General features: G+C 62.1%; 19 protein-coding genes. 10 read left to right on the top strand and 9 right to left on the bottom strand.

Annotated features, from left to right (window positions below; genetic code table 11):
- Window positions 1-940: 940 nt before the first annotated feature.
- The 7 genes from BM372_RS18145 to BM372_RS18115 form a co-directional block, all read right to left on the bottom strand.
- Window positions 941-1609 (bottom strand): RraA family protein, encoded by a 669-nt coding sequence (locus BM372_RS18145; protein ID WP_090956837.1) that lies wholly within the window; start codon window positions 1607-1609, stop codon window positions 941-943.
- A complete protein-coding gene (locus tag BM372_RS20555) occupies window positions 1606-2046 on the bottom strand; it encodes a hypothetical protein (RefSeq protein WP_143111510.1) in 441 nt (146 codons plus the stop codon). Before BM372_RS20555 ends, BM372_RS18145 begins: the two co-directional genes overlap by 4 nt.
- A 104-nt stretch (window positions 2047-2150) precedes the next feature.
- The gene (locus BM372_RS18135; RefSeq protein ID WP_090956852.1) at window positions 2151-2813 is read right to left on the bottom strand and encodes an RraA family protein; all 663 of its coding nucleotides are present in this window, start codon (window positions 2811-2813) and stop codon (window positions 2151-2153) included.
- Window positions 2814-2905: 92 nt separating this feature from the next.
- Window positions 2906-4234, bottom strand: a complete 1329-nt coding sequence (locus tag BM372_RS18130; RefSeq protein ID WP_090956836.1) for an MFS transporter — start codon at window positions 4232-4234, stop codon at window positions 2906-2908.
- A 129-nt stretch (window positions 4235-4363) separates the two neighbouring features.
- Entirely contained in the window at window positions 4364-5050 is a 687-nt protein-coding gene (locus BM372_RS18125) for a 4-carboxy-4-hydroxy-2-oxoadipate aldolase/oxaloacetate decarboxylase (protein ID WP_090956835.1), read from the bottom strand.
- Between the two features lie 167 nt (window positions 5051-5217).
- The gene (locus BM372_RS18120) at window positions 5218-6126 is read right to left on the bottom strand and encodes a LysR family transcriptional regulator (RefSeq protein WP_090956834.1); all 909 of its coding nucleotides are present in this window, start codon (window positions 6124-6126) and stop codon (window positions 5218-5220) included.
- Window positions 6127-6368: 242 nt separating this feature from the next.
- Window positions 6369-7511, bottom strand: a complete 1143-nt coding sequence (locus BM372_RS18115; protein WP_177236068.1) for an MFS transporter — start codon at window positions 7509-7511, stop codon at window positions 6369-6371.
- A gap of 497 nt (window positions 7512-8008) precedes the next feature.
- Between BM372_RS18115 and BM372_RS18110 the strand changes: the two genes are divergently transcribed.
- The gene (locus BM372_RS18110; RefSeq protein ID WP_090956851.1) at window positions 8009-8533 is read left to right on the top strand and encodes a gamma carbonic anhydrase family protein; all 525 of its coding nucleotides are present in this window, start codon (window positions 8009-8011) and stop codon (window positions 8531-8533) included.
- 76 nt (window positions 8534-8609) lie between these two features.
- On the opposite strand, the gene BM372_RS18105 is transcribed toward BM372_RS18110, so the two are convergent.
- Both BM372_RS18105 and BM372_RS18100 read right to left on the bottom strand, forming a co-directional pair.
- A complete protein-coding gene (locus BM372_RS18105; RefSeq protein WP_090956832.1) occupies window positions 8610-9500 on the bottom strand; it encodes an HTD2 family dehydratase in 891 nt (296 codons plus the stop codon).
- A 254-nt stretch (window positions 9501-9754) separates the two neighbouring features.
- Window positions 9755-10465: a GntR family transcriptional regulator gene (locus BM372_RS18100; protein WP_090956831.1), complete on the bottom strand. Its 711-nt coding sequence runs from the start codon at window positions 10463-10465 to the stop codon at window positions 9755-9757.
- Between the two features lie 192 nt (window positions 10466-10657).
- Between BM372_RS18100 and BM372_RS18095 the strand changes: the two genes are divergently transcribed.
- From BM372_RS18095 to BM372_RS18055, 9 genes are all read left to right on the top strand, one after another.
- On the top strand, window positions 10658-11482 hold the full coding sequence (locus tag BM372_RS18095) for an enoyl-CoA hydratase/isomerase family protein (RefSeq protein WP_090956830.1): 825 nt from the start codon (window positions 10658-10660) through the stop codon (window positions 11480-11482).
- Window positions 11479-12711 carry a CoA transferase gene (locus tag BM372_RS18090; RefSeq protein ID WP_090956829.1) on the top strand — a complete coding sequence of 411 codons (1233 nt, stop codon included), beginning with the start codon at window positions 11479-11481 and terminating at the stop codon, window positions 12709-12711. Before BM372_RS18095 ends, BM372_RS18090 begins: the two co-directional genes overlap by 4 nt.
- 568 nt (window positions 12712-13279) lie before the next feature.
- Window positions 13280-14170, top strand: a complete 891-nt coding sequence (locus BM372_RS18085; RefSeq protein WP_090956828.1) for an HpcH/HpaI aldolase/citrate lyase family protein — start codon at window positions 13280-13282, stop codon at window positions 14168-14170.
- Window positions 14167-15360 carry a CaiB/BaiF CoA transferase family protein gene (locus BM372_RS18080; RefSeq protein WP_218160894.1) on the top strand — a complete coding sequence of 398 codons (1194 nt, stop codon included), beginning with the start codon at window positions 14167-14169 and terminating at the stop codon, window positions 15358-15360. The genes BM372_RS18085 and BM372_RS18080 overlap by 4 nt, the downstream gene beginning before the upstream one ends.
- 51 nt (window positions 15361-15411) lie before the next feature.
- On the top strand, window positions 15412-16755 hold the full coding sequence (locus BM372_RS18075) for a TRAP transporter large permease subunit (protein WP_090956827.1): 1344 nt from the start codon (window positions 15412-15414) through the stop codon (window positions 16753-16755).
- 22 nt (window positions 16756-16777) lie between these two features.
- A complete protein-coding gene (locus BM372_RS18070) occupies window positions 16778-17056 on the top strand; it encodes a hypothetical protein (RefSeq protein ID WP_090956826.1) in 279 nt (92 codons plus the stop codon).
- A 706-nt stretch (window positions 17057-17762) separates the two neighbouring features.
- Window positions 17763-18656: an HpcH/HpaI aldolase/citrate lyase family protein gene (locus BM372_RS18065; protein WP_090956825.1), complete on the top strand. Its 894-nt coding sequence runs from the start codon at window positions 17763-17765 to the stop codon at window positions 18654-18656.
- A gap of 47 nt (window positions 18657-18703) precedes the next feature.
- Complete coding sequence (locus BM372_RS18060; RefSeq protein WP_256214394.1) at window positions 18704-19615, top strand: 2-hydroxyacid dehydrogenase; 912 nt, start codon at window positions 18704-18706, stop codon at window positions 19613-19615.
- Window positions 19616-19870: 255 nt separating this feature from the next.
- A complete protein-coding gene (locus BM372_RS18055; RefSeq protein WP_090956823.1) occupies window positions 19871-20800 on the top strand; it encodes an HpcH/HpaI aldolase/citrate lyase family protein in 930 nt (309 codons plus the stop codon).
- Window positions 20801-21162 lie beyond the last annotated feature (362 nt).

Here is a 21162-nt window from a genome sequence, read left to right as displayed (position 1 = left end):
GTGATGGTCCAGTCGAAGGTGACCTTCTCGCCGGGACCGACGGTCCTGGGGGAGGCAAGGGAGACCGCGGACAGTTCCGCCGGCGTCACATCGGCTTGGGTGCCTTCAACGGTGAAGCTGAGGTCGATGTTCAAAGCAATGCTGAGAATGGTGGCAAGCAGCGCACGCGCACGGTATTTGATTTTGTCCCCCTCGAACTTACAGCCGTCCCGACCTCAAACGCGGAACGCCTGAACTGTATCAGGGGTTGTATTCAGTTGTGATGATGACACGAATCAGGCGAAACTGCCCTTTAGAAGGCCGATAGAACCCGAGAGGAAGGGCAGATCCCTTCGCTATGCGGACTCACAGGAGGCGGTCCAGACGGGCTTCGATGGGTGCCAAGCGAGACGCTTGCGACGTGTAGATCACTTTGTTTGCGAGTTCCTGGGCTGTCGCACGACCAGCCATGGCGATCGTGTCGGGTTCAGTGTATTTGCGTTCCACGAACTGGTGCCACGACGGGAGTGCGCCCGGTACCGCCACGTTAGTCCTCCTCTTCCTCGATGCAGCGGCCCGCGTTGCGAGGGCGTACCAGCGCGGACAGTGTCAGGTTTTTCTTCCCCGGGCACTTCTTCGGTTTCTGGCGGCACGAGGGGCTGAGAAGCCGCGTTCCGCATGGCCGGCTTGCGCTCCTGAACCGTCCGGGCATATTCCGGAGGACGACAGGTCAACTGCGAATGCCAGAACGACTGAAACCGGACATGAAAAGAGGTTGAATTGAAGCCTTCAACCGTCCAGCTTTACATAAGATCAGATATCGGCTCTTCAAAACCGCTGGGGGAGCGGCTGCAAAAAGGGTTGTTGGCTGCTGGGATGCCAAGGGAAATCCAGACATCGGAGATGGATACTGCGGGGGTAACTTTCAGGCCTTGCCCGACGTCTGATGTTGTCGTTTTCATCAGTGCTGTTCAGTGGTTCCGGCCAGGCGCGCGTCGCGCATGGCTTCATGGAGTGAGATGCCGGCGCGCAAGTCCGCGGCGATGCCGCCTTCCCGTTCTGCCACGGCTTGGGCCTTTCCCAGGACTTCTTCGGCGCACTCGCGGGGTACCACGACGACCCCAGTCTCGTCTGCAAACACTACATCGCCAGGGGTGACGGTGACGTCACCGAGTTTGACAGGCTCCCCGGTGGAGCGCTGCTGCAACCGGCCGCGTGCGGTTGTCGGGATCCGTCCCTTGGCAAAAACGGGGAAGCTCAACTCGCGGGCTTCGTTGACGTCGCGGCAGGCACCGTCGGCCACCACACCGCGGACGCCATTCAGCGCGGCGCCCAGGCTCAGGAGTCCGCCCCAGCATGAGACATCAGTACGGCCCTCGTTGTTCACCACGATCACGTCCTCATCCGTTGCGGCGGCGACGGCAGCCGATCCGATGTGGGCACCGGAGGGCCCGGGGACGTACGGCTCAAGCTGGACGGTGACAGCGAAGCCGACAATTTTCGGGTGGCCCCAGACCGGCAGGAAACCGGCTTGGCCCGGTGGCAGCTCCAGTGCGTCCAAAGCATCCGAGACCGCGGCGGAATCAAGCTCCGCGTACCCGGCAAGCAGGGCGGCGTCTGAGAGGGTCATGCTTCAAGTACACCAGCCTTGACGGCGTTGTCAGCAGGAAGCGTTCCCAAGCTGCTCGACATCAGCACAGACGCTTCCCTTCGGTGCGATGGTTGCAGGCCCTTAAGGATTGCGAAAAGTCCGGAGGGATTTTCCCGGGCCGACGTGCTATTCCTGCTAGTCCGCAACTGCGAATAATCGCCGTTGGAATCAAGCGCACATGCGGTCATTCGATAGCGGCCCTGTCCTTCGAGCTCCCGGGATTCGACCCACACCTCGAACCCCTGCGCTGCGTCAAAGAGGATCCTGGAGTGGTTTTGGTCGGCGGCCAGCCATAAGGCACTGGAATCCGGCATCACATCATCTACGAATCCTGTCCGGAACACCTGATTGTTTCTCCGGATTTCAACGAAGGCGCCAATGAGGTGGCTCCAGCTGTTCTGACGGTATGCGGTCATTCGCACTCTCTCTTGTCGGTCCGGTCGCGTATCGAGCAGATCAGAGGGCGGCCGATGGCAAATATGCTTCTAGCAGGGGACACGCACGTATGGCCGCCGGGTGCTCAGGACTTCCATTGCAGGTCGTGGTAGCCAAGGTCGCGTCGCGCTTGAACCAGGGTTGATCCGTTCTTGACCGCGGCGATTATCCTGGTCTCAGTCTCCTCGATGCGTTCTGCGATATCGGCAATGCGTTCCGCGAAGGCATATGGCACTGCGAGGGCTCCATCAGCATCGCCGCAGATGATGTCCGCAGGTGAGACCCGCACGTCGTTGATCGTCAGTCCTGACCCAACGGATACGAGCCGAACGCGGTCCTTACCAGTGCGCATGAAACGACCGCAGCTGAAGAGTGGGTAGCCCTGTTGCAAAGACGTGGAAACGTCCCGACAGACCCCATTGATCACGGTGCCTGCTATCCCTTGGCTGGCTGCGATCTCTGTCATGATGCCTCCCCATACCGTAACGTCGGTCCGGCCTTGGTTGTCGATGAGGATGATGGAGCCGGGCGGAACGTCGTCAAGGAAGTCACCGACACTGCCGCGTTCCATTCCGGCCGGTTCGTACTGCACGGTGAAGGCGGGTCCAACCGCACGGAAATCAAAGGTCAATGGTGCAATCCCCTGGAGAGTGCCGTGCAGGCCCAGGGAGTCCAGGGCGTCGGAGATTGTGGCGGTCGGTAACGCAGCAAGCCGAGTGACGGTAGCGGCTGCAATTGTGGTGCTCATCATTTCCCTCTTTTGTTCCTGGCCACGCACAGTGTGCATGGCCGTGTCTTTGTTCCTAAGTTGCTCCGTCCGCACGCCCAGCTCCTTGGCCCTTATCGTGTAGGCGTGGGCGCGGGAGCGATGGTGCTTGCGCTTTGCTGCCCGGACAGGAGCCGCTCGTTGGTCTTCGTTAGTGCTATGCCGATGACGCCGAGGACGATGACGCCGGCGTTGAGAAGGATCACTTCAGTCCAGCCGAACTGCTTTGCGACAAGTGGCGCCACCGTCGGAACGATTGCAGCGGCAACGAACCCCCAGGTGTTCATCCAACTGCCCACGGTTGCCGTGTACTGTCCGCCGATGTCCGTGGCCATGGTCCATGACAATGTTTGGGCAAAACCGGCTCCACCCAGGGCCACACTCAACCACAGGACCGTTCCCAAAGGATCTTGAGTCGTGGTGCTGAGGACAAGGCATACTGCCGCCAGCACGAGGCCCCCAATGGCGACCAGGTTACGGGCAATGAACCGCGACCCGGTGCGCTTGAGAATGGCGTCGCTGAGGGCGCCGGCGACCAGCACACTGATGGTGATGCAGACGAATGAGAGGCTGGTGTAACCGCCGACCTGTGCAAAGGGAACGTGACGTGCCGCCTCGAGGTAAAAGGGCAACCAGTAGATGAAGAACTGAATGGTCCATAATGTGCCGAAGAATCCCAGTGCGATGGTCCAAAAGGACCGCTGGCGCAGGAACATGCTCCACGGGACACGCACGTTGACCGAACCAGTATTTTCACTATCTGCCGCGATCAACGCGCGCTCGGCCTCATTCGCTTTCGTGCTCTGCCCAGGCCGGTCGGAAACCGAAAAGTACCACAAAGCGCAGGACATGACGCCCAGGGCGGCGCACGCGAAGAACATGGCATTCCAGCCGAAGGCTGTGATCACCGGGACTAGCAGCATGGCGCCCAGTGCGGGGGCGAGGAAGGCGCCTGCATTCATCAGTGAATTTGCCCGGCCCCGCTCACGCGGCGGGAACCAATTAGCGAAAAAGCTGTTGGCCGCGGTGAACACCGGACCCTCACCGGCTCCGAAGAGGAAGCGGGTCATGGCAAGCATCACCAGTGAGTTGGCGAGCCCTGTGCAGGCGGTGAAGACAGACCAGGCCAGGATGGAGAGTGCCATTGCCTTGCGGGGACCAATCCGCTGGACCAGCATTCCGGCAGGAATTTGGCACAGGAAGTAGCCGATATTAAACAAAGTGGTGATCAGGCCAAACTGGACCGGGTCAATGCCCAGCGTCTTCATTATTGGGCTGGCCGATACTGAGAAAGCAATCCGGTCGAGGTAGGCGACGAAGCACAGAAAGAAAACAATGGCACCGCCCTTCCACCTGACGCGGGTTGGGCGGGTCGATGAAGTGGACGAACTTAAAGTGGTCATCGGAAGATCAGTCTCCTTTGGCTGTTCTTTATGTTTGGGTGGGCGTCATTGCCCTGAGAATGTTGGAAAAGCGTCCCGCCCCTGAACAGGAGCTTGGGACCAGGAGCAGCTGCTGGCGGCGGTGCAGCGTCACCATCCGTAGCGTTGCAGGGTAGGCAGCAGGCCAAGGAGCTCGGCGGTGGAGGCCCCCTCCGTAATCCGGCGCCGGTACTCTTCTTCTTTGGCTTCCCGTGCCTCCGCACTCTGCAGTGATTCCAGGACTTCGCCGGACTTGACGACGACGAGGCCGTCACGGTCGCCGATGATGATGTCACCGCGCTTCACGAGGGTTCCAGCGAAGTTAATCGTGCCGCCGATGTGGCCCGGGTCGACTTTGGTGGTTCCACGGATAGAGATGCCGCGGGAGAAGACCGGAAAGCCTGCATTGATGATCGCTTCGGAGTCCCTGACGGAGCCATCGATGATGAGTCCGACGATCCCTGCGCGTTGGGCGGCAAGGGTCAGGACGTCGCCCCAGGGTCCGGCATCAGTGAATCCCTTGGCATCAACGACAAGGACGTCACCGGGCTGGGCCATCAGGACAGCCTGGTGGAGCATCAGGTTGTCCCCTGGGCTCGTATCCACTGTCAGCGCTGTGCCGATCAGCTTCATGGCTGGGTCGACGGGACGAATCTCGGCGGCGATGGACCCCCGCTGACCCTGCGCCTCATATACAGTGGCGGTTCCCAGCTTCAGCAGCCGCCGCAGGTGTGCTTCGGTGACATCCCCCGCATAGGCTTCTGACACCGAACCAAGCTCGGTTTGTGTCTTTGTCATAGGGATCGGCTGAACGCCTGGTCTCCTTCTGAATTGAGTGCTCCGGCACGGTATCTGCGCGCTGGGATCCCGGCGCCAACCGGGCTATTCCCGGGATACTTACAATCGTGTCCCCTCACAGTGCACTGCGTCCAAGACCGAATTTCACTGTTCTCATACGTTGGCGCTTATGAGGATTGTGGGGGCGTTGACCTCAATTGTGCGAGCATGGCCTCAACCAGGGGTCGCCGAGTGCCTTGGACCGTGAGGGCGACCAGTTCCGTCGTCGCGCCGACAGGCAGACCGTCCAGAGGCAGGAACCGGACGTCTGATCTTCCATGCGCCGCCAGCCCCGCAGTAACGACCGTTACTCCCAACCCTGCGGCGACCAGCCCGAGAGCAGAATCAATCTCGAACGCTTGATGCACGACGTTGGGCACGAAACCCGCCTCCCGGCAGAGCGCCGTGACCCGCGCAGGAAAGTTGGCGGACTCCCCCTTTGGGAACAGAATGAATGCTTCCCCTTCGAGGGCACGGAGGGGCACACGTCCCTGCTTGACCAGCGGGTGCCCGAGAGGAACGGCGACGACAAGTGACTCCCGGAGTAGTACCTCTTGGGCGATCTGCGGTGACGCGGAAGGATCGCGGCCGATCCCCAAGTCGATGACGCTTGTCCGTAAAGCCTCCGGTTGGTCCTCTGTAAGGATCTCGTGGAGCTGAAGTTCGACGTCCCCACGGGATTCTGTGAAAGCCCGCACCGCCGAAGGCAGGACGCCATACATAGCCGAACGGGTGAAACCGATCCGAAGTCGGCCACGTTTTCCCGTAGATACCCCCTGCAGCCGTTCGACGAGCTCATAGAAGTCGGCCAGCAGCCGTTCCGCCTCGTCTTTCAGCAGGCGCCCAGCCTCCGTGAGGCGGTACGGCCGGGCGTCGCGTTCGAGAAGCGTCACTCCGAGCCGACGTTCAAGCAATCGAAGCTGCTGGCTGAGCGCCGGCTGGGCGATATTGAGTTTCTCGGCGGCCTGACTGATCGTTGGACTTCGAACAACAGTCAGAAAGACTTCCAGATTGGCGAAACTGATCCGTGTTGGCATGGGGCAACTCTCCTTGCTATCCGCGGCAGCTTCGGCAATCTGCTGCTCTCACTAATGATCGTGCAACGGAAGATCGGCGGCGTGGCCGGGTTGCCGCGCACCTGTTGCGCAAATGGGGTGGACGGCCGCGCTTCCCTCCCACAAACCGCATCGGGATAGGCATAGGGTGCCCGTAGGGCCAGCCTGGGCGCAGCCTAAAGTCATGAGCGCGGTGAAGTGACGGCTTCAGTTTGGGGCGGAGGCTACAGTTGCTTTTCCAGACGACTGGCGAACAGGGCACCTACAGCGCCAAGGGAAGCAATGACGGCGGCGAGGATCCAGCCGTTCGTTGAGCCGAGGCTTGTGAAAATGAACCCGAAGGCAAACGGACCGACGGTGCTGCCGATGTAGGTTCCGCTCTGGGAAATCCCTGTGGCCTGAGCAGCATAAGGGTGGGAGCGGTGAGCGATGACGTAGTGCATGAGCCCATTCCACCCCCAGCCAAAGCCGAACGCGAGCACGCATCCAGCGGCAAAGGCCGTAGGCTCACCGGTGGCCATAGCGAGCATACCCGCGGCTCCTGTAGCCAGCATCAGGGCGACGGTGGTCATCGAACCGCCAAGGCCTTTATCGGCCGCCAGGCCTACCAAAGGCCGGACCAGGCACCCGGCAAGACTGCCCAGACCCAGCAGCAGACCGGCGCCACCGGGAGCAAAACCGCTATCCACTGCTGTGGAGACTGTAAAGGCTCCCAAAGTATTTCCCGCCGCTGAACCCATTCCGCTGACCATAGCGGTGGCCAGCAGGAAGGTTCTCAGCTGACGGGGAAGCCGAGCACCGACGCGATGGGTTCGCGTTTCAGGTGCAGCAGAGCGGGACTTGTGGGGAACCATTAGGGCCAGTGCTACGACGAGGAGAACGGCACCGGCCGCCGCACCGACGTAGGCCCACTGCCAGCCGACGGTGAGAGCAAGGATGGGAACGGACAGCCCTGCAGTTAGCGTGGCAGCGGGAATGGCAGCCTGCTTAAGGCCAAAGGCAAAGGCCCGGCGTTGTACAGCTACTTGGTCGACAATGAAGCCGTTGGACACGGGATGGGCCAGAGCGTTGGCCGCCCCGCCGATGGCCAGCCACACGAACAGCCATGCCCAGTGCGGAGTTCCATAGGCCAGACCCAGCAGTGCCACCAGCCCAATTGCGACGGACAGTAGCATGCCGCTGCGGGGTGCCAACCGCTGGGCAAGGTAGCCGCCCAGCGCTGACAGCAGCGCCGAGACGCCCCAGTAGACAGCGACGGCGGCCCCCAAGATGGCGGTTCCGGCACCAAGCTCCGCCTCCAGTTGAATTGCCAGTCCACCGGCGAGGAAGACAGGCAGCACCGCAACTATGGTGGTAAAGCCTGCCAATGCGGTTGCACGCCTTCCGGGACGGCCTGGGGGCGACGCGGTCGGGTCCGCTGCGCTCATAGCAGAACGCCGCGACGCTTATGCGCGTCGAAGTTGACGATCAAGTCAGATTCCCTGCCCATTTGGCTATGAAGCGTTTTCGAAGCCGGCGCTGCTGAAGAGACTCCTAAGGAACCCCGGAAGGATGACCTAATCATCGATATCGCTGGGGCGCAGGGACTTCCCATTGCCGGTGTGGTTGGTTATTCGAGGCACATTCGTCTTTCTACTTCGGGTCAGCGGGTCGCAGCCGACGGATATTTCTGGGCAGCTTATGAAGAGTTTGTTCAAGCTTTTAGCCATTGTTACAGCGCGGAACAGCACAGGCACAGCAACTAGGGGCCTGGCCTTCTCGCCAGCGAGGCCGACAGGAGCTTGGTCGCGCGGCGGATTCGAACGATGTGATGCAGACCACGAGGTTGCTGGTGTGCGGGGATTGCGCCGTTATTGTGGGGCGCATGACTCCTATATACGCCTTCGCGGGGGATGCTCCCGTGGTTTCCGACGACGCTTTCGTTGCCCCAACCGCCTCGATTATCGGCCAGGCGGAGCTTCGACCCGGTTCGAGTGCCTTTTACGGCGTTACGGTCCGTGCCGATACGGCACCCATCAATGTGGGTGAGGGGACTAACCTGCAGGACAACGTGGTCGTGCACGCCGACCCCGGCTTCCCGTGCACTCTGGGCTCGCGGGTCAGTGTCGGGCACGGTGCCGTCGTTCACGGCTGCACCGTCGAGGATGATTGCCTGATCGGCATGAACTCCACCGTGCTGAACGGTGCGGTGATCGGCGCGAATTCACTGGTTGCTGCCGGTGCGGTGGTGCTGGAGGGTACCATTGTGCCGCCCAAGTCTTTGGTTGCCGGAGTCCCTGCCAAGGTCCGCCGGAAGCTGAGCGATGAAGAAGTTGAGGGGATCAAAGGTACCGCGGCCCGCTATGTACTACGGGCCGCGGTTCACAGGGACATTCACTCGCAGGCATAAGGGCGGAAAGTCCTTGGGCTGGGGGACAGGACGGCTGCAGCCGTCAGGTCCCCGGCTTTTTCTGTCTGAAAGTGCTTCATGCGAAGGTGACCTGGGCGCTGGCGCTGGCGGGCGCTCCGGGGGAGGTGGAAATTTCCACGTCGACGGAGTGGTCTTCTGCTTTCGTCGTGACGAGCAGCTGGTCGCCGAGCAGTGCCGGGCTGCTGAGCCGGTACCGGGCTCGGGCCAGCTGCTCCCCCGTCCGGGTCCCGGCGCCTGCCTGCAGCATCAGCAGGATCTGCAGGGGTCCGTGAATCACCAGGTTTTGGTATCCCTCGACGTCCCTGGCGTAGTCGGCGTCGTAGTGGATGCGGTGGGCGTTGGCGGTGAGAGCGCTGAAACGGAAGAGCATGGTTGCGGTGGGGCGTAGGACGGCGTCTGGGGTGACGGGTTCAGCGACGGCCTGGGCGCCGCGGCCGGTGGGGGCTGGTCTGCTGACGGGGCCTGACCGGTACACGATGTCCTGTTCTTCGACAACGCAGAGCACGCCTTCCTGACGGAGTTCGTGCCGGAGGACCAGGAAGAGGAGCTCGCCGGTGCGGCCCTGCTTGATGTCGGTGCGGACCAGTGTGGTGGTGCGTAGAGTCTCGACCCCGGTCGCGAGGGGACGGTGCTGTTCAAGGCGGCCGCCGGCGAACATCCGGGTGCGCTGCTTGAGGGGCGGAAGGAAGGGTCCGGATGCGGGGTGACCGTCCTCGCCGAGTTCCTTGGCCGGCGGCCAGTCCAAGAAGTACAGCCAGTGCCACAGGGGCGGCAGAATGCCTGCCGGCGGCGCGTCGAAGCCGAGGGTGGCGGCCAGCGCCGCGGCGGGGCGGGGGTCAATCGGGTCGACGGCCGTTACCGGGCCCGGCGCCCAGCCGCTGATTTGCTCCGCGAGGCCGAAGTCAGACGGTGCTGGCAGGTTGGCCGGTGGTGTCTCTACAGACATGGTGATCCTTCAAGTCAGTGGTCTTGGAAAAGGTGGAAGTACCCGCGCAGCAACCTCAAGCCGTGGCCGTGGTGAGTCGGGCGCGTGCGACAAAGACGGGCGTTTAGGGCCGGTAGGACGGTGGCCAAGTTCCGCAAGGGCGGAGGTGCTGGAACGGTCCCGGGCACGTTCCAAGAACGCAGGAACGGCATCGGCGATGACGCGGGTAGGGTCAGGAGCGCCAGCGTGGGGATGCCTGCCGCTTTGGGGAAGGCTCAGACTTCGATGTCGTACCGGGAGCAGAGGGTACGCAGCGCTGCGTCGACCTCGGCTTCCGGGTGAAGCACCGCGATCTGGTCCTTGATGGCTACCCAGATGTGCTGCGCCACGAGTTTCTCGACCTTGTCCCCGTCCCGGGCAAGCCAGGCGTCGGCGATCTGGTTGTGGGCGTGCGTGGACAGTGCCACATGGTCAGTGCTGCGCCAGTAATACAGCCTGTAGCGGGAGAATTGCTCCCAGTATCTGGCGATAATCCGGCTCAAATCGGTGCTTTCAGAGTCAGGGCCGCCGATCCCGGAAACCTGGAAATGGAAATCCCGGTTGATCTCGAAAAACGCGTGCGCGTCTTCAGGGACCGGATGCTCGGCGATCAGTGCCCGCATACGGTCTTCCGCGGCCTGATCGTGGGTGACAGCAGCAAGCCGCGCCGAGGTCGGTTCAAGCATCATCCGGGCAACGGCAATGTTCGTTACTTCCTCAATGGACAGCGAGCTGACCACAATGCCCTGCCGGGGATGGTTGAGGAACCATCCCTCCCCCTGCAGCCGGCGGAAAGCCTCCCGCAACGGAGTCCTGCTGATACCCAGCTCAGCCGCGATCTCCTCCTGGCGAAGTCTGGACCCTGGCTTAAGCCGGCCATCGATGACCTGAGCGCGCAGCTCATCAGTTATGCGCTCTACCAAGGGCCTTGTGTCCAGACGGGTCATCTCCTGAGTCTAAGGGACGATCGGGGCCACCTCCCAACATTTGTTCTTTGGATTATGGATTTTGGATCCAAAATTAGGTTACTCTGGATGTGGCCCAAGGCACAAGGGGCCCTTGTCACAGTCGTCAACGCGCTTCCTGCCTATGCGCCGCCGGCCATTTACCCGCTCCAGCCATTCAGAAAGGGTGTTTCGATGTCTACCGGAACAACCACCTACAGTGTCGACAACGGTGTCGCCGTCATCGAACTCGTTAATCCCCCGTTCAACGTCGTCTCTCTGCCTTTAACCGCTTCCCTTGACGAGCATCTGAACGCCGCGGCCACCGACCCCGAGGTCCGCGTCCTCGTGGTGACCGGCGCCGGTGACAGGGCCTTCTGCGCCGGATCGGACATCAGCGAATTCGATACCTTCATGCAGCCCGGACGGGTCGTGGAAGGAAAGCTCCGCCCGCAGAACGCGACGTTCAGCAAACTGGAGCAGCTGCCCAAGCCCACCATCGCAGCGCTTAACGGCCTCGCGTTCGGCGGCGGTCTGGAAATCGCCATGTGCTGCGACCTCATCGTCGCCGATGAGTCAGTCAAGGTCGCCCTGCCTGAAACCCGGCTTGGAGTCTTCCCCAGCAGCGGGGGCCCGGTCCGCCTGGCCCGCCGCATCGGCCCCGGCCCGGCCAAGAGAATGATCTTCACCGCCGAACCCATCAGCGCCCGGACCGGATCCGAGATCGGCCTGATCGACGAGCTGGTGCCCGACGGGACAGCACGTGCAGCGGCCCTCAAGCTGGCCGTCACGATTGCAGCCGGACCGGCCCTTGGCCTGGCCGCGGCCAAGGACCTCATTGACCGTTCCCACAACCGTTCTTGGGATTCGCTGAAGGAAGACTCGTTCAGCTGGAGCGATGCAGCCTTTAGTTCGGCCGACTGCGCCGAAGGCGTCCGCGCCTTCCGCGCGAAGGAGCGGCCGGTTTTTGCCGGAACCTCGATCCCCGCGGTCGCCGCTGCTGCAGGGGAGCTCGCGTGAGCTCCGTCGGCCCGCTGACCGGCCTGCGCATCGTCGAGGTCTCCGCGTTCGTCGCGGCGCCCTTCGCCGGAATGACCCTGGCCCAGCTGGGGGCTGAAGTTATCCGCATCGACCCGCTGTCCGGAAACGTCGACTTCAACCGGTGGCCCTTGGCACCTTCGGGGCAGAGCATCTACTGGGCCAGCCTGAACAAGTCCAAGCAATCCGTGACGCTCAACCTCAAGTCCGAGCAAGGCCAGGCCCTTGCTTCTGCCCTCATCCGCGACGCGGGCATCTTGGTCACCAACCTCCCGGCACGCGGTTGGCTGGACTACGAGCGGCTGCGCCGCGGCCGGGGAGACCTGATCGTTGTTGAACTCACAGGCAACCACGACGGCTCCCCGGCGGTGGACTACACCGTCAACCCCTCCAGCGGGTTCCCCACGGCCACGGGGACGACCGAGGAACCGGTCAACCATGTCCTGCCGGCATGGGACATCACCGCAGGCCTGTACCTGAGCGTGGCGATCCTGGCCGCCGAAAGGTCACGCGCCGCCACAGGGCTGGGACAGAAGGTCAGCCTCGCCCTCTCCGACGTCATGCTTGCCACCGTCGCGAACCTTGGCTACGTGGCCGACGCTCAAATCAACGACCACTCGCGCGGTCCGGACGGTAACTACGTCTACGGCGCCTACGGTCGTGACTTCCGCACCACCGACGGACGGCAAATCATGATTGCGGCCATGACCCCCCGGCAGTGGAACGCGATCAAAAACGCGACTGGGCTCTCCAGCGACCTGGACAAACTCGGCCAATTACTGGGAGCCGACCTCGATACCGATGGCGGGCGCTACGCCGCCAGGGGTGCCATCTCGGACCTGCTGGCCCCATGGTTCGCAGCCCGCAGCCTGGCTGATGCTGAAGCGGCTCTCACCGAAGCCGGCGCCCTCTACGGGGTTTACCGGGATTTCCGACAGCTTGTGGCAGAAGACCCCCGGTGCTCGGAAGCCAACCCGCTGTTCGCCAGCATCGAGCAGGACGGCGTCGGCCGCGTACTGGCACCCCGAAGCCCGCTGAGCTTCAGCACCGGCACCCAGGGACCAGTACCAGCACCCTCCTTGGGACACGACACCGGCGACGTCCTCAGCCGGCTCCTCCACCTCTCCTATGACGACATCGCCCAGCTCGCCCAAGCGGGCGTCGTCAACCCCTCAACGTCAACGGCACAAGCCTCCGTCATGAGCAGCTAACAAGAACTCCGATGAGTCTGGCCCCGAAGGGTCACCGGACCGCCTGCTCACGCCGTGGTGCGGGGCCGCTGGGGCTTGCACGAAGGCTCCATCCAGCTTCCATGGGCCTGCGCCCAGCGTGGCTGTTGCGCGCCCAAAATCGTGCCCGCGGCCTGGTCCGCGAGGCGAGGGCCCCGACCAATGAACTCGAAAATAGGTACTTGTGTTTAGGGTCACAACGCACTAATCTCTTTTTTGGATGTTGGATTTTGGATCCAATATCCGAGCGTAGCGAAATCTCATCACGGTCCCCTTAGGCAAAGCAGCCTTACGGAAGACCCGAACGGGACCGCTAACATTCCGGACTTTTCGCCCATCCGGCGGGAACCGGCACCAGCCCCCACAACCTTTACGATGCTGCGCAAGGACCGACACGGACTCACAAGGACCAGTCCCCCAGCACCGGAGCCCGCAACACACGCCCGACCCCCGCAGCGCGCGGCAAGCCCCTCTGCCGGCACAGAGCACACCCCGGAGTCGGCAACAGCACAGGACCGCACCGCCGCGGCCCACATTCGAAAGGCCCCCCATGCCCACCCCCTTGCGAACACTGTTGTTCTGCCCCGCCACGGAGCCGGCCAAAATCGCGAAAATTGCCGCGACCGGCGCAGACGCCGCTGTCATCGACCTCGAGGACGCCGTCAGCGACGCACTGAAAACCAGTGCCAGGGCTGACGCGTTCACATCGATCGCCGCTGATGCCTTCGCCGACTACCCGGTGTTCGTCCGCGTCAACTCCGTCTCCACCGGGCGGACGGCCGAGGACGTCGCGGCGATCATGCACCCGCACCTGAACGGCATCGTCCTGCCCAAAACCGACGACGCCGACAGCGTCCGCCTCGTCGAGTCTTACCTGGCCGAAGCCGAACGCAGCGCAGGCGTCCCCGAGGGACAGACGCGCATCATCCCCCTGATCGAAACCGCCGCCGGTGTCTACAACGCCGTGGAAATCCTCCGGGCGTCGGCACGGATCGAAACAGCAATCTTCGGATTCGTGGACTACATGCTGGATGTCGGCATCCACTGTATCGACCACACCCCCGACGCCCAAGAACTCCTCTTCGCCCGCTCATCGCTCGTCCTGGCGTGCCGCATCGCAGGAGTCAACCCCCCGCTGGACGGCCCGTTCCTCGGAGTCCGAAACCCCGACGCCCTTCTGGCACAGTGCCGCCAGGCCCGCAGCCTCGGGCTAGCCGGCAAAATGCTCATCCACCCCTCGCAAGTCCCCATCGCCCAGGAAGGGTTCGCCCCCTCCGGGGAGGAAGTAGAACAAGCAATGAACATCATCAAGGCATTCACCGCCGCCGAGAAGAACGGCATTGCAGCCGTCGTCGTCGACGGCCGGCTGGTTGACTACCCCGTAGTGCACCGGGCACGCAAGATCGTCGCATCCGCCACGACCGTCGAGGCCGCACTGTGAGCGCCGGGGCCTTCGAAGGCATCAAAGTCCTGGACGCGGCCTCGCTGGTTGCCGGTCCGATGATTGCTACCTACATGGCTGAATATGGGGCCGACGTTATCAAGGTCGAAATGCCGGGAACGGGAGACCCAATCCGGCAGTGGGGTGCCAATAAAGACGACATTAACCTGATGTGGAAGAGCCTGGGACGCAATAAGCGCACCGTCTCCCTGAATCTCCGCGAACAAGCCGCCCAGGAACTGTTCCGTCGCCTCGCAGCCGAGGTCGACGTGGTCATCGTCAACACCAGACCCTCCACGCTGGAGCGCTGGGGCCTGACGTGGGAAGATCTGTCCGCCCTGAACGACAAACTCATCATGATCCATGTCACTGGATACGGCAGCACCGGCCCGAACAGCGACAAGCCAGGCTTCGGCACCATCATGGAAGCGATGAGTGGATTCGCACACATCACCGGTGAAGCCGACGGCCCGCCGACCCTGCCGGGATTCATGCTCGCCGACTGCACCGCCGCCGTTCATGGAGCGTTTGCAGTAAGCGCAGCGCTGCTCCACCGCGAACGGACCGGCGAAGGTCAATTCATTGACCTGAGCCTGCTGGAACCGCTCGCCCGCTTTGCCGAACAGGCCACCTTGGTATACGACCAGCTGGGAAAGATCTCCAGCCGCGTCGGAAACAAATGGTCCATCAGCGTCCCGCGTAACACGTACAAAACCGCCGACGGGCGCTGGATCGCGCTCTCAGGCAGCTCACAGTCCATTGCACTAAAAGTCTTCGACGCCATCGGGCGCACCGAACTGCGGGACGACCCCGAATACGCCGACCCGCTGCGCCGCATCGCCAACCGCGACATGGTTGACGGTCTGATCGCCGACTGGATCGGCGAACGGCCCCTCGACAAGGTCCTCGCCGAATTCGACGCCGCCGGCGTCGCCGCCGGTCCCGTGTATGACGCCGAGCAGCTGATGCAGGATCCCCACGTCAAAGCCCGCGGCACGTTCGTCACAGTCAAGGACGATGACCTCGACGAGATGCGCGTCCAGGCGCCAGTGGCCCGGATGTCCAAAACACCCGGCGTGATCCGCTACCTAGGCAGGGCGGTCGGCGCGGACAACTATGAAGTGTACGGGGAACTGCTCGGCCTCACCGACAACGACGTTGCAGAGCTGAGGGACCGCCATGTCATCTGAATCGACTAAAGTCCACGCCACCGCGCCCGTACACCCGGAAGGGATGAACTAATGGATCTCTCCATCATTGCCCTCCTCACCTACCTGGCAGCGGTCGTACTACTCATCACGGTTTTCAAGCGCAGCGTCAGTGAATCCATGGTGATCTCCTTCGTGGTGCTGTGCCTCTTCGCCGGCGCCGCGGCTCCTGCCGTTGCATGGGAATCCTTCACCGCAGCAGCCATGAACCCCATTGTGTTCTCCGTCGTCGCGTTCGTGTTCATGGGCATGCTCTTCGAACTCACCGGAATCATCCACCGGCAGATCGACATCCTCAACTCAGTCCTCGGCCGCGTCCCCGGCGGTGCAGGGTACGTTTCCACCATCGCCTCCGGCCTGTTCGGATCCGTCTCCCACGGCGGATCGGCGAACGCCGCAGCCGTCGGCGCCGTCACTGTTCCCTGGATGAAGAAATCCGGGTGGCCCAGTCACGTAGCGGCCACCATGGTCGCCGGCAACGCCGGCCTCGGCCACGTCATCCCACCCAGCCCCTCCTTGCTGATTCTGCTCGGCATGAGTGCCGTCGCACCCTTCGCCAGCCTCGGGAGCGTGTTTGTCCCCCTGATGTTGGCCGCTGCCTGGATCATGGTTTACCGCCTTATCGTGACCTTCTTTTTCATCCGGCGACACCGCGTCGGCGCAGTAGACCGATCTGAACTGGTCAAGTTCTCCACTGCCTTCCGCAACGGCTACCTCACCCTGCTGGTGTTCCTCGGAATCCTGGTGCCGCTGCTGATCACCGTCGGCCCGGTCAACGAGTTCCTCACCGTTCACGTTGGTGCCACGGCCCTGAAAGCCATCAATATCGTGGTCTGGATACCGGTACTGATGCTCGTCCTCACCGCAGCCCTGGGTATTAAGAAACTTCCCCACAAGCCCAAGGAAGTTGCCCGGCTGGCCGCCAGCACCGCCCCGTCCTACGTCGCTGTCGGCGCCACGGTGCTCTTTGCCTTCGCCGCCTCGGAAGTGCTGACCAAGCTCGGGCTGGCCGAGTCGATGAACAAGATCCTAGGTAGCTTCAACGCCAACCCGATCGTCTTGCTCATCGTCGTTGGCGTCGTCATGGTCCTTGTCGCCGGCCCGTTGCCCGCCGCCGCCACAACGGCCACCCTCGGCAGCGTCGCGTTCACGGCCCTCACCGCCGCGGGCATCGCACCTGTCGCAGCCATCGCCGCGATCCTCATTTTCGCTTCCACCGAAGGAGCTTCTCCCCCCGCAGGCGCCCCCATCTACATCGCCGCCAGCCAGGCAAAGGTCGACCCCGTAAAGACCTTCCTTCCACTTGTCACCCTGTACGTGCTCCCATTTATCGCACTCGGCGTGCTCATAGGCTCCGGCGCACTGCCGATCGCCTGAGAACACCAAGGAGGAACAGCAAATGACCATCAAACAAACCGCTCCCCCAGCCCCGGCACGGACATCAATGCCGGCCAAGATCATCCAGACAGTCTTCACCGCATCGCTGCTGCTCGTCATCGTCGCCGGAATCATCGTTGTAGCCGGCCAAGGAATCGGCCTGATCATAGGCTCCGGCGGCCTCATTACCAATGTGGACAAGTACGTTGCACCCTGGGCATTCGGCGCAGCAGCCGTGGTGTGCATCAGCTCCCTCTTGAGCTCGTACTTCACGACCAACATTCAAGAGCAGGACGACTAACAGCAGGCGCGGCCAACGGACCTGTCCCCGCAGCAGCTAAAGGCAAATCAAGAGGGGTGTTGCAACCCGTTCTAGAACAACGAGTTGCGACACCCACTCAGGGTCCGTCCCGAAGCGGAGGGAGATCAGAATGAATAAAACTCAGAGCTCGGGCTCCGGCGTCACTGGCCCTGAACATAACGCTAGGCCCGCGACGCCGAACCGGAAATTGGCAACGCGGTCTCGCACCGTCGAAGAGCAAAGGCACAGCCGCCAACCGCTATTGATGAAGCAGTGGAAATACTTGTGGCGCCGGGAACTGGTAGAACTTCGTCGTGGAAGTTCCGTCTTGGGCAACGGCTACGTAGACGAAGCAACTGCAGATGGCAGCACTATATGGATCCACCTGACCCGGGGACAGGGAAGGATGCTCATTCACCTTGGCGACGGAATAGACATCTGGAGAATTGACCCCCGCATTTGCCAGGACCGTGTTCAGGCCTAGAACGCGGCTCTCTTCACTGCTGCGACCCCGTCAGCTGGCAACTTCCCCTCCCAGACCCGGCGGGGCAGGAATGGCGGCCACCCGGGCCGCCGACAATCGCAACGAAACTGCCCCGCCGCCTCCCCCTCGTCATGGCCACACTGCCAGTGAGCGTCCACCGGGTGATGCTCTCAGGACCACGGCCGAAACTACCCTTCCTCCATTGAAAGTGACCTGATAGACATGACCTCTGAGGTACGTCCGCGCCGCTCGGCCCTCTATGTTCCCGGCAACAACCATCGAGCGATGGAGAAAGCCAAGTCCCTGCCGGCCGATGTGCTCGTCTTCGATCTGGAAGACGCCGTCGGCGACGATGCCAAAGTCGCCTCCCGCTCCCGGGTGTGCGATGCAGTCGCCTCCGGCACCTATGCACCACGGGAGATCGTGATCCGGGTCAACGGGCTTGGTACTCAATGGCATGACGCCGATCTGGCGGCTGTAATCGTCTCCGGAGCAGATGGTGTGCTCGTCCCCAAAGTCGAAACCGGTGAGGAAGTCAAGCGGCTGACTCGTGAGCTGGAACGCCAACAGGCCCCTGACGGACTGAAGCTGTGGGTGATGATCGAAACACCTGGCTCGTTTCTGAGAGCGGAAGAAATAGCTTCAGCAAGCGATCGCCTGGCTGCGCTCGTGATCGGTACCAATGACCTCATCAATGACATTCACGGTGTGTCCAGACCGGGTCGAGCTCCCATCCTGACTGCCTTGTCCCTCGCCGTCCTTGCAACCAAAGCTGCGGGAAAAACCATCCTGGACGGGGTCTACAACAACATCACCGATCATGAGGGCTTTGTCGCCGAAGCACAGCAGGGCCGTGACATGGGCTTTGATGGCAAGACAGTGATCCACCCAGCACAGATCGAGCCGGCCAACGCCGCATTCGGGCCTTCACGGGCGGAGGTAGAACATGCCCGTACCGTCGTCGCTGCCTACCAACAAGCACTGACAGCCGGGGAAAGCGTCATCGTTGTTGACGGACAGATGACCGAAAGCCTCCACGTACGGGACGCCCACCGCATCCTCGCTCTCGAAGCACTGATCAGTGATCTCGGACTGGCCTCGGCTACGACCGCATGAACCCTGCCTCGACTCCAACAATTGCCGTCCTTCAGGTAGGGCCCCTGATGCCTGCTTTGAAGGATGCCCTCAAAGACCGGTACCGAGCAGTGCGACTTCCAGATCTCCCCGAGGAGCGAAAGGAGTTCCTGCGACTCCGAGGAGGGAATTTTCAGGTTGTGGTAACTTCCGGCCGCTTCGGTGTGGGGACGGAACTGATGCGCGAACTGACTGGGCTCCAGGCTGTTGTGCATTTAGGCGTTGGGCATGACACAACCGACGTAGCCCAAGCCCGGGAACGCGGCATCGCCATTAGCAACACGCCTGACGTTCTAAACGACTGCGTCGCTGACACTGCAGTGGCCCTGTATCTTGACGTGCTCCGGCGGACAAGCGCCGCTGATCGCTACGTGCGCAACGGAGATTGGGCAACCAAAGGCCACTTCCCGCTGACCACGAAAGCCAGTGGGAAGAGAGTAGGCATTCTCGGCCTCGGTCGAATCGGAAGGGTCATCGCGCGCCGCCTCGAGGCCTTTGATTGCACTATCAGCTATCACAACCGCCGCCGGGTGGATGACGTCGCTTATGTGCACGCCGACTCCCCGGCAAAGCTCGCTGCCATGTCGGACGTGCTGATAGTCGCAACCTCCGGTGGCCAGCAGACGGAGGGTGTCGTTGACGCAGAAGTCATCGATGCGCTCGGACCCAATGGATATCTCATCAATATTGCCCGAGGATCCGTAATCGACGAGTCATCGCTCGTGCAGGCTCTGCTTGAGGGAAGGCTCGGAGGAGCAGGCCTGGACGTCTTCGCTGAAGAGCCCAAAGTACCTAAAGAGTTGCTGGCCCTCAACAACGTGGTCCTGCTGCCCCATCTCGCAAGCGGAACACAAGAAACACGTCATGCAATGGCGGAACTTACCCTCGCAAACCTCAGGCGGTTCATTGCTGACGGGACGCTGCTGACGCCCATCTCCTGAATAGTCCCAGGATCCGAGCGATGAGGAGTCGGAACGATTGAACCGTACAGCCTCGGGCCGCCTTGCCCGGGCGGACGGTCACCGGGAAGCCTATCGCGATTTCTTGTACCGCCACCTGATGCGCGGCGGGCGAGACGGAGTAGGCAAAAGCCGCTTTGCTGGTGTTCCTAGCTCGCCACGCAACAATCCAATACAGAACAAAGCCGGAAGGCCTGAACCGATAACCGGTCGCAGTAAGTCAAAGGAGATAAAGGCATGACAGCACAGGAACCAACCCGATCTGATCCATCCACACTGCCCAGCGCCGCAGAAAGCACTAGGGCAGTTGCAGAACCCTTGTTGGCCGCTACCGGAGCTGAGGTTGTCGCGGCGGCCGTCACGGCTCTATTCGTACCAGGTGACCGCCCCGAAAGGTTCGTCAAGGCGGCCGCATCGGGGGCAGACGTGGTGATTATTGATCTAGAGGACGCCGTAGCCGCAGACGATAAGGCTGCGGCCCTCACCTCAGCCGTAGAGGGCATGGCCGGGGGCGGGGTGAGCGCTCTGGTGCGGGTCAATCCCGTTAACTCAGCCAGACATGAGCACGAAATCACGGCGCTGCTCGACCTCGCCGCATCTGCAGCGCACGGACTGCTGGGGCTAATTTTGCCCAAGGCCGAAGATCCAGAACTTCTGGCCCAGCTCCGTAAGCAATTTCCAGCAGATCAGGCCATCGTTCCGCTGATCGAATCGGCCACCGGGATACACCACGCAGTAGACATTGCAAGGATTCCCGGGATAACGCGGCTGGCGTTTGGCGCCCTTGACTACGCCTTGGACGTAAACGCTGACGGGGGTGATCGCTTCCTGGATCATGCTCGATCCCAAATTGTCGTGGCATCACGCGTAGCTGGCATTGCTGCCCCGCTGGATACCCCGTCAACGGAAATCAGTGACTCTTCCCAGATAGCCCAGTCAGCGCGACTTTCACGGAACTTTGGGTTTGGTGGAAAGCTGTGCATCCATCCGGGACAGTTAAGCACGGTCAGGGCGGCATTCGCGCCAACCGAAGAGGAGATCTCCTGGGCACGGTCGGTCGTTGAGGCGGAAGGAAGGGCAGTTCAGGTAGCTGGACAATTGGTTGACCGACCCGTCACTGAACGAGCCAAACGAATCCTTCTTCGGGTCACGACGGACCAGCAATAGCCCTGAGGGGCCTGATGCGCGAGCAGAGCATTCGTCTCTGCTCGCGCACCGACGCTGGATCTTCGCGCGGCTGATAACGGATTCGAGGAGGCTGGGGAAAACCTTTTGGTCTTCAGCCGTGAAGGCATTCATTTGCGGCCTGCCAGCAAAAGGATCCGCCGGGGGACTGTAATCTAAACGGTGTAACTCCAGAGAAGTAGGAGGTTGCAGGGCTTGAGCGAGCTGGCGAGACGCTGAGGTAGACCCCAGTTGCGAGCCGATACGGGCAGCCCTGCGCTTCCACACCTATTCCCCGGACTCGATGTGGTCAGTTGCCCCCGGGCGTAGGAGTCGTCGAGAACGGCAGCGAAAATCGGCCGCAA

The organism is Arthrobacter sp. ov118 (assembly GCF_900116495.1).
In the GTDB taxonomy this organism is placed as follows: domain Bacteria; phylum Actinomycetota; class Actinomycetes; order Actinomycetales; family Micrococcaceae; genus Arthrobacter.
This window is presented reverse-complemented; position numbering and strand designations above follow the sequence as displayed.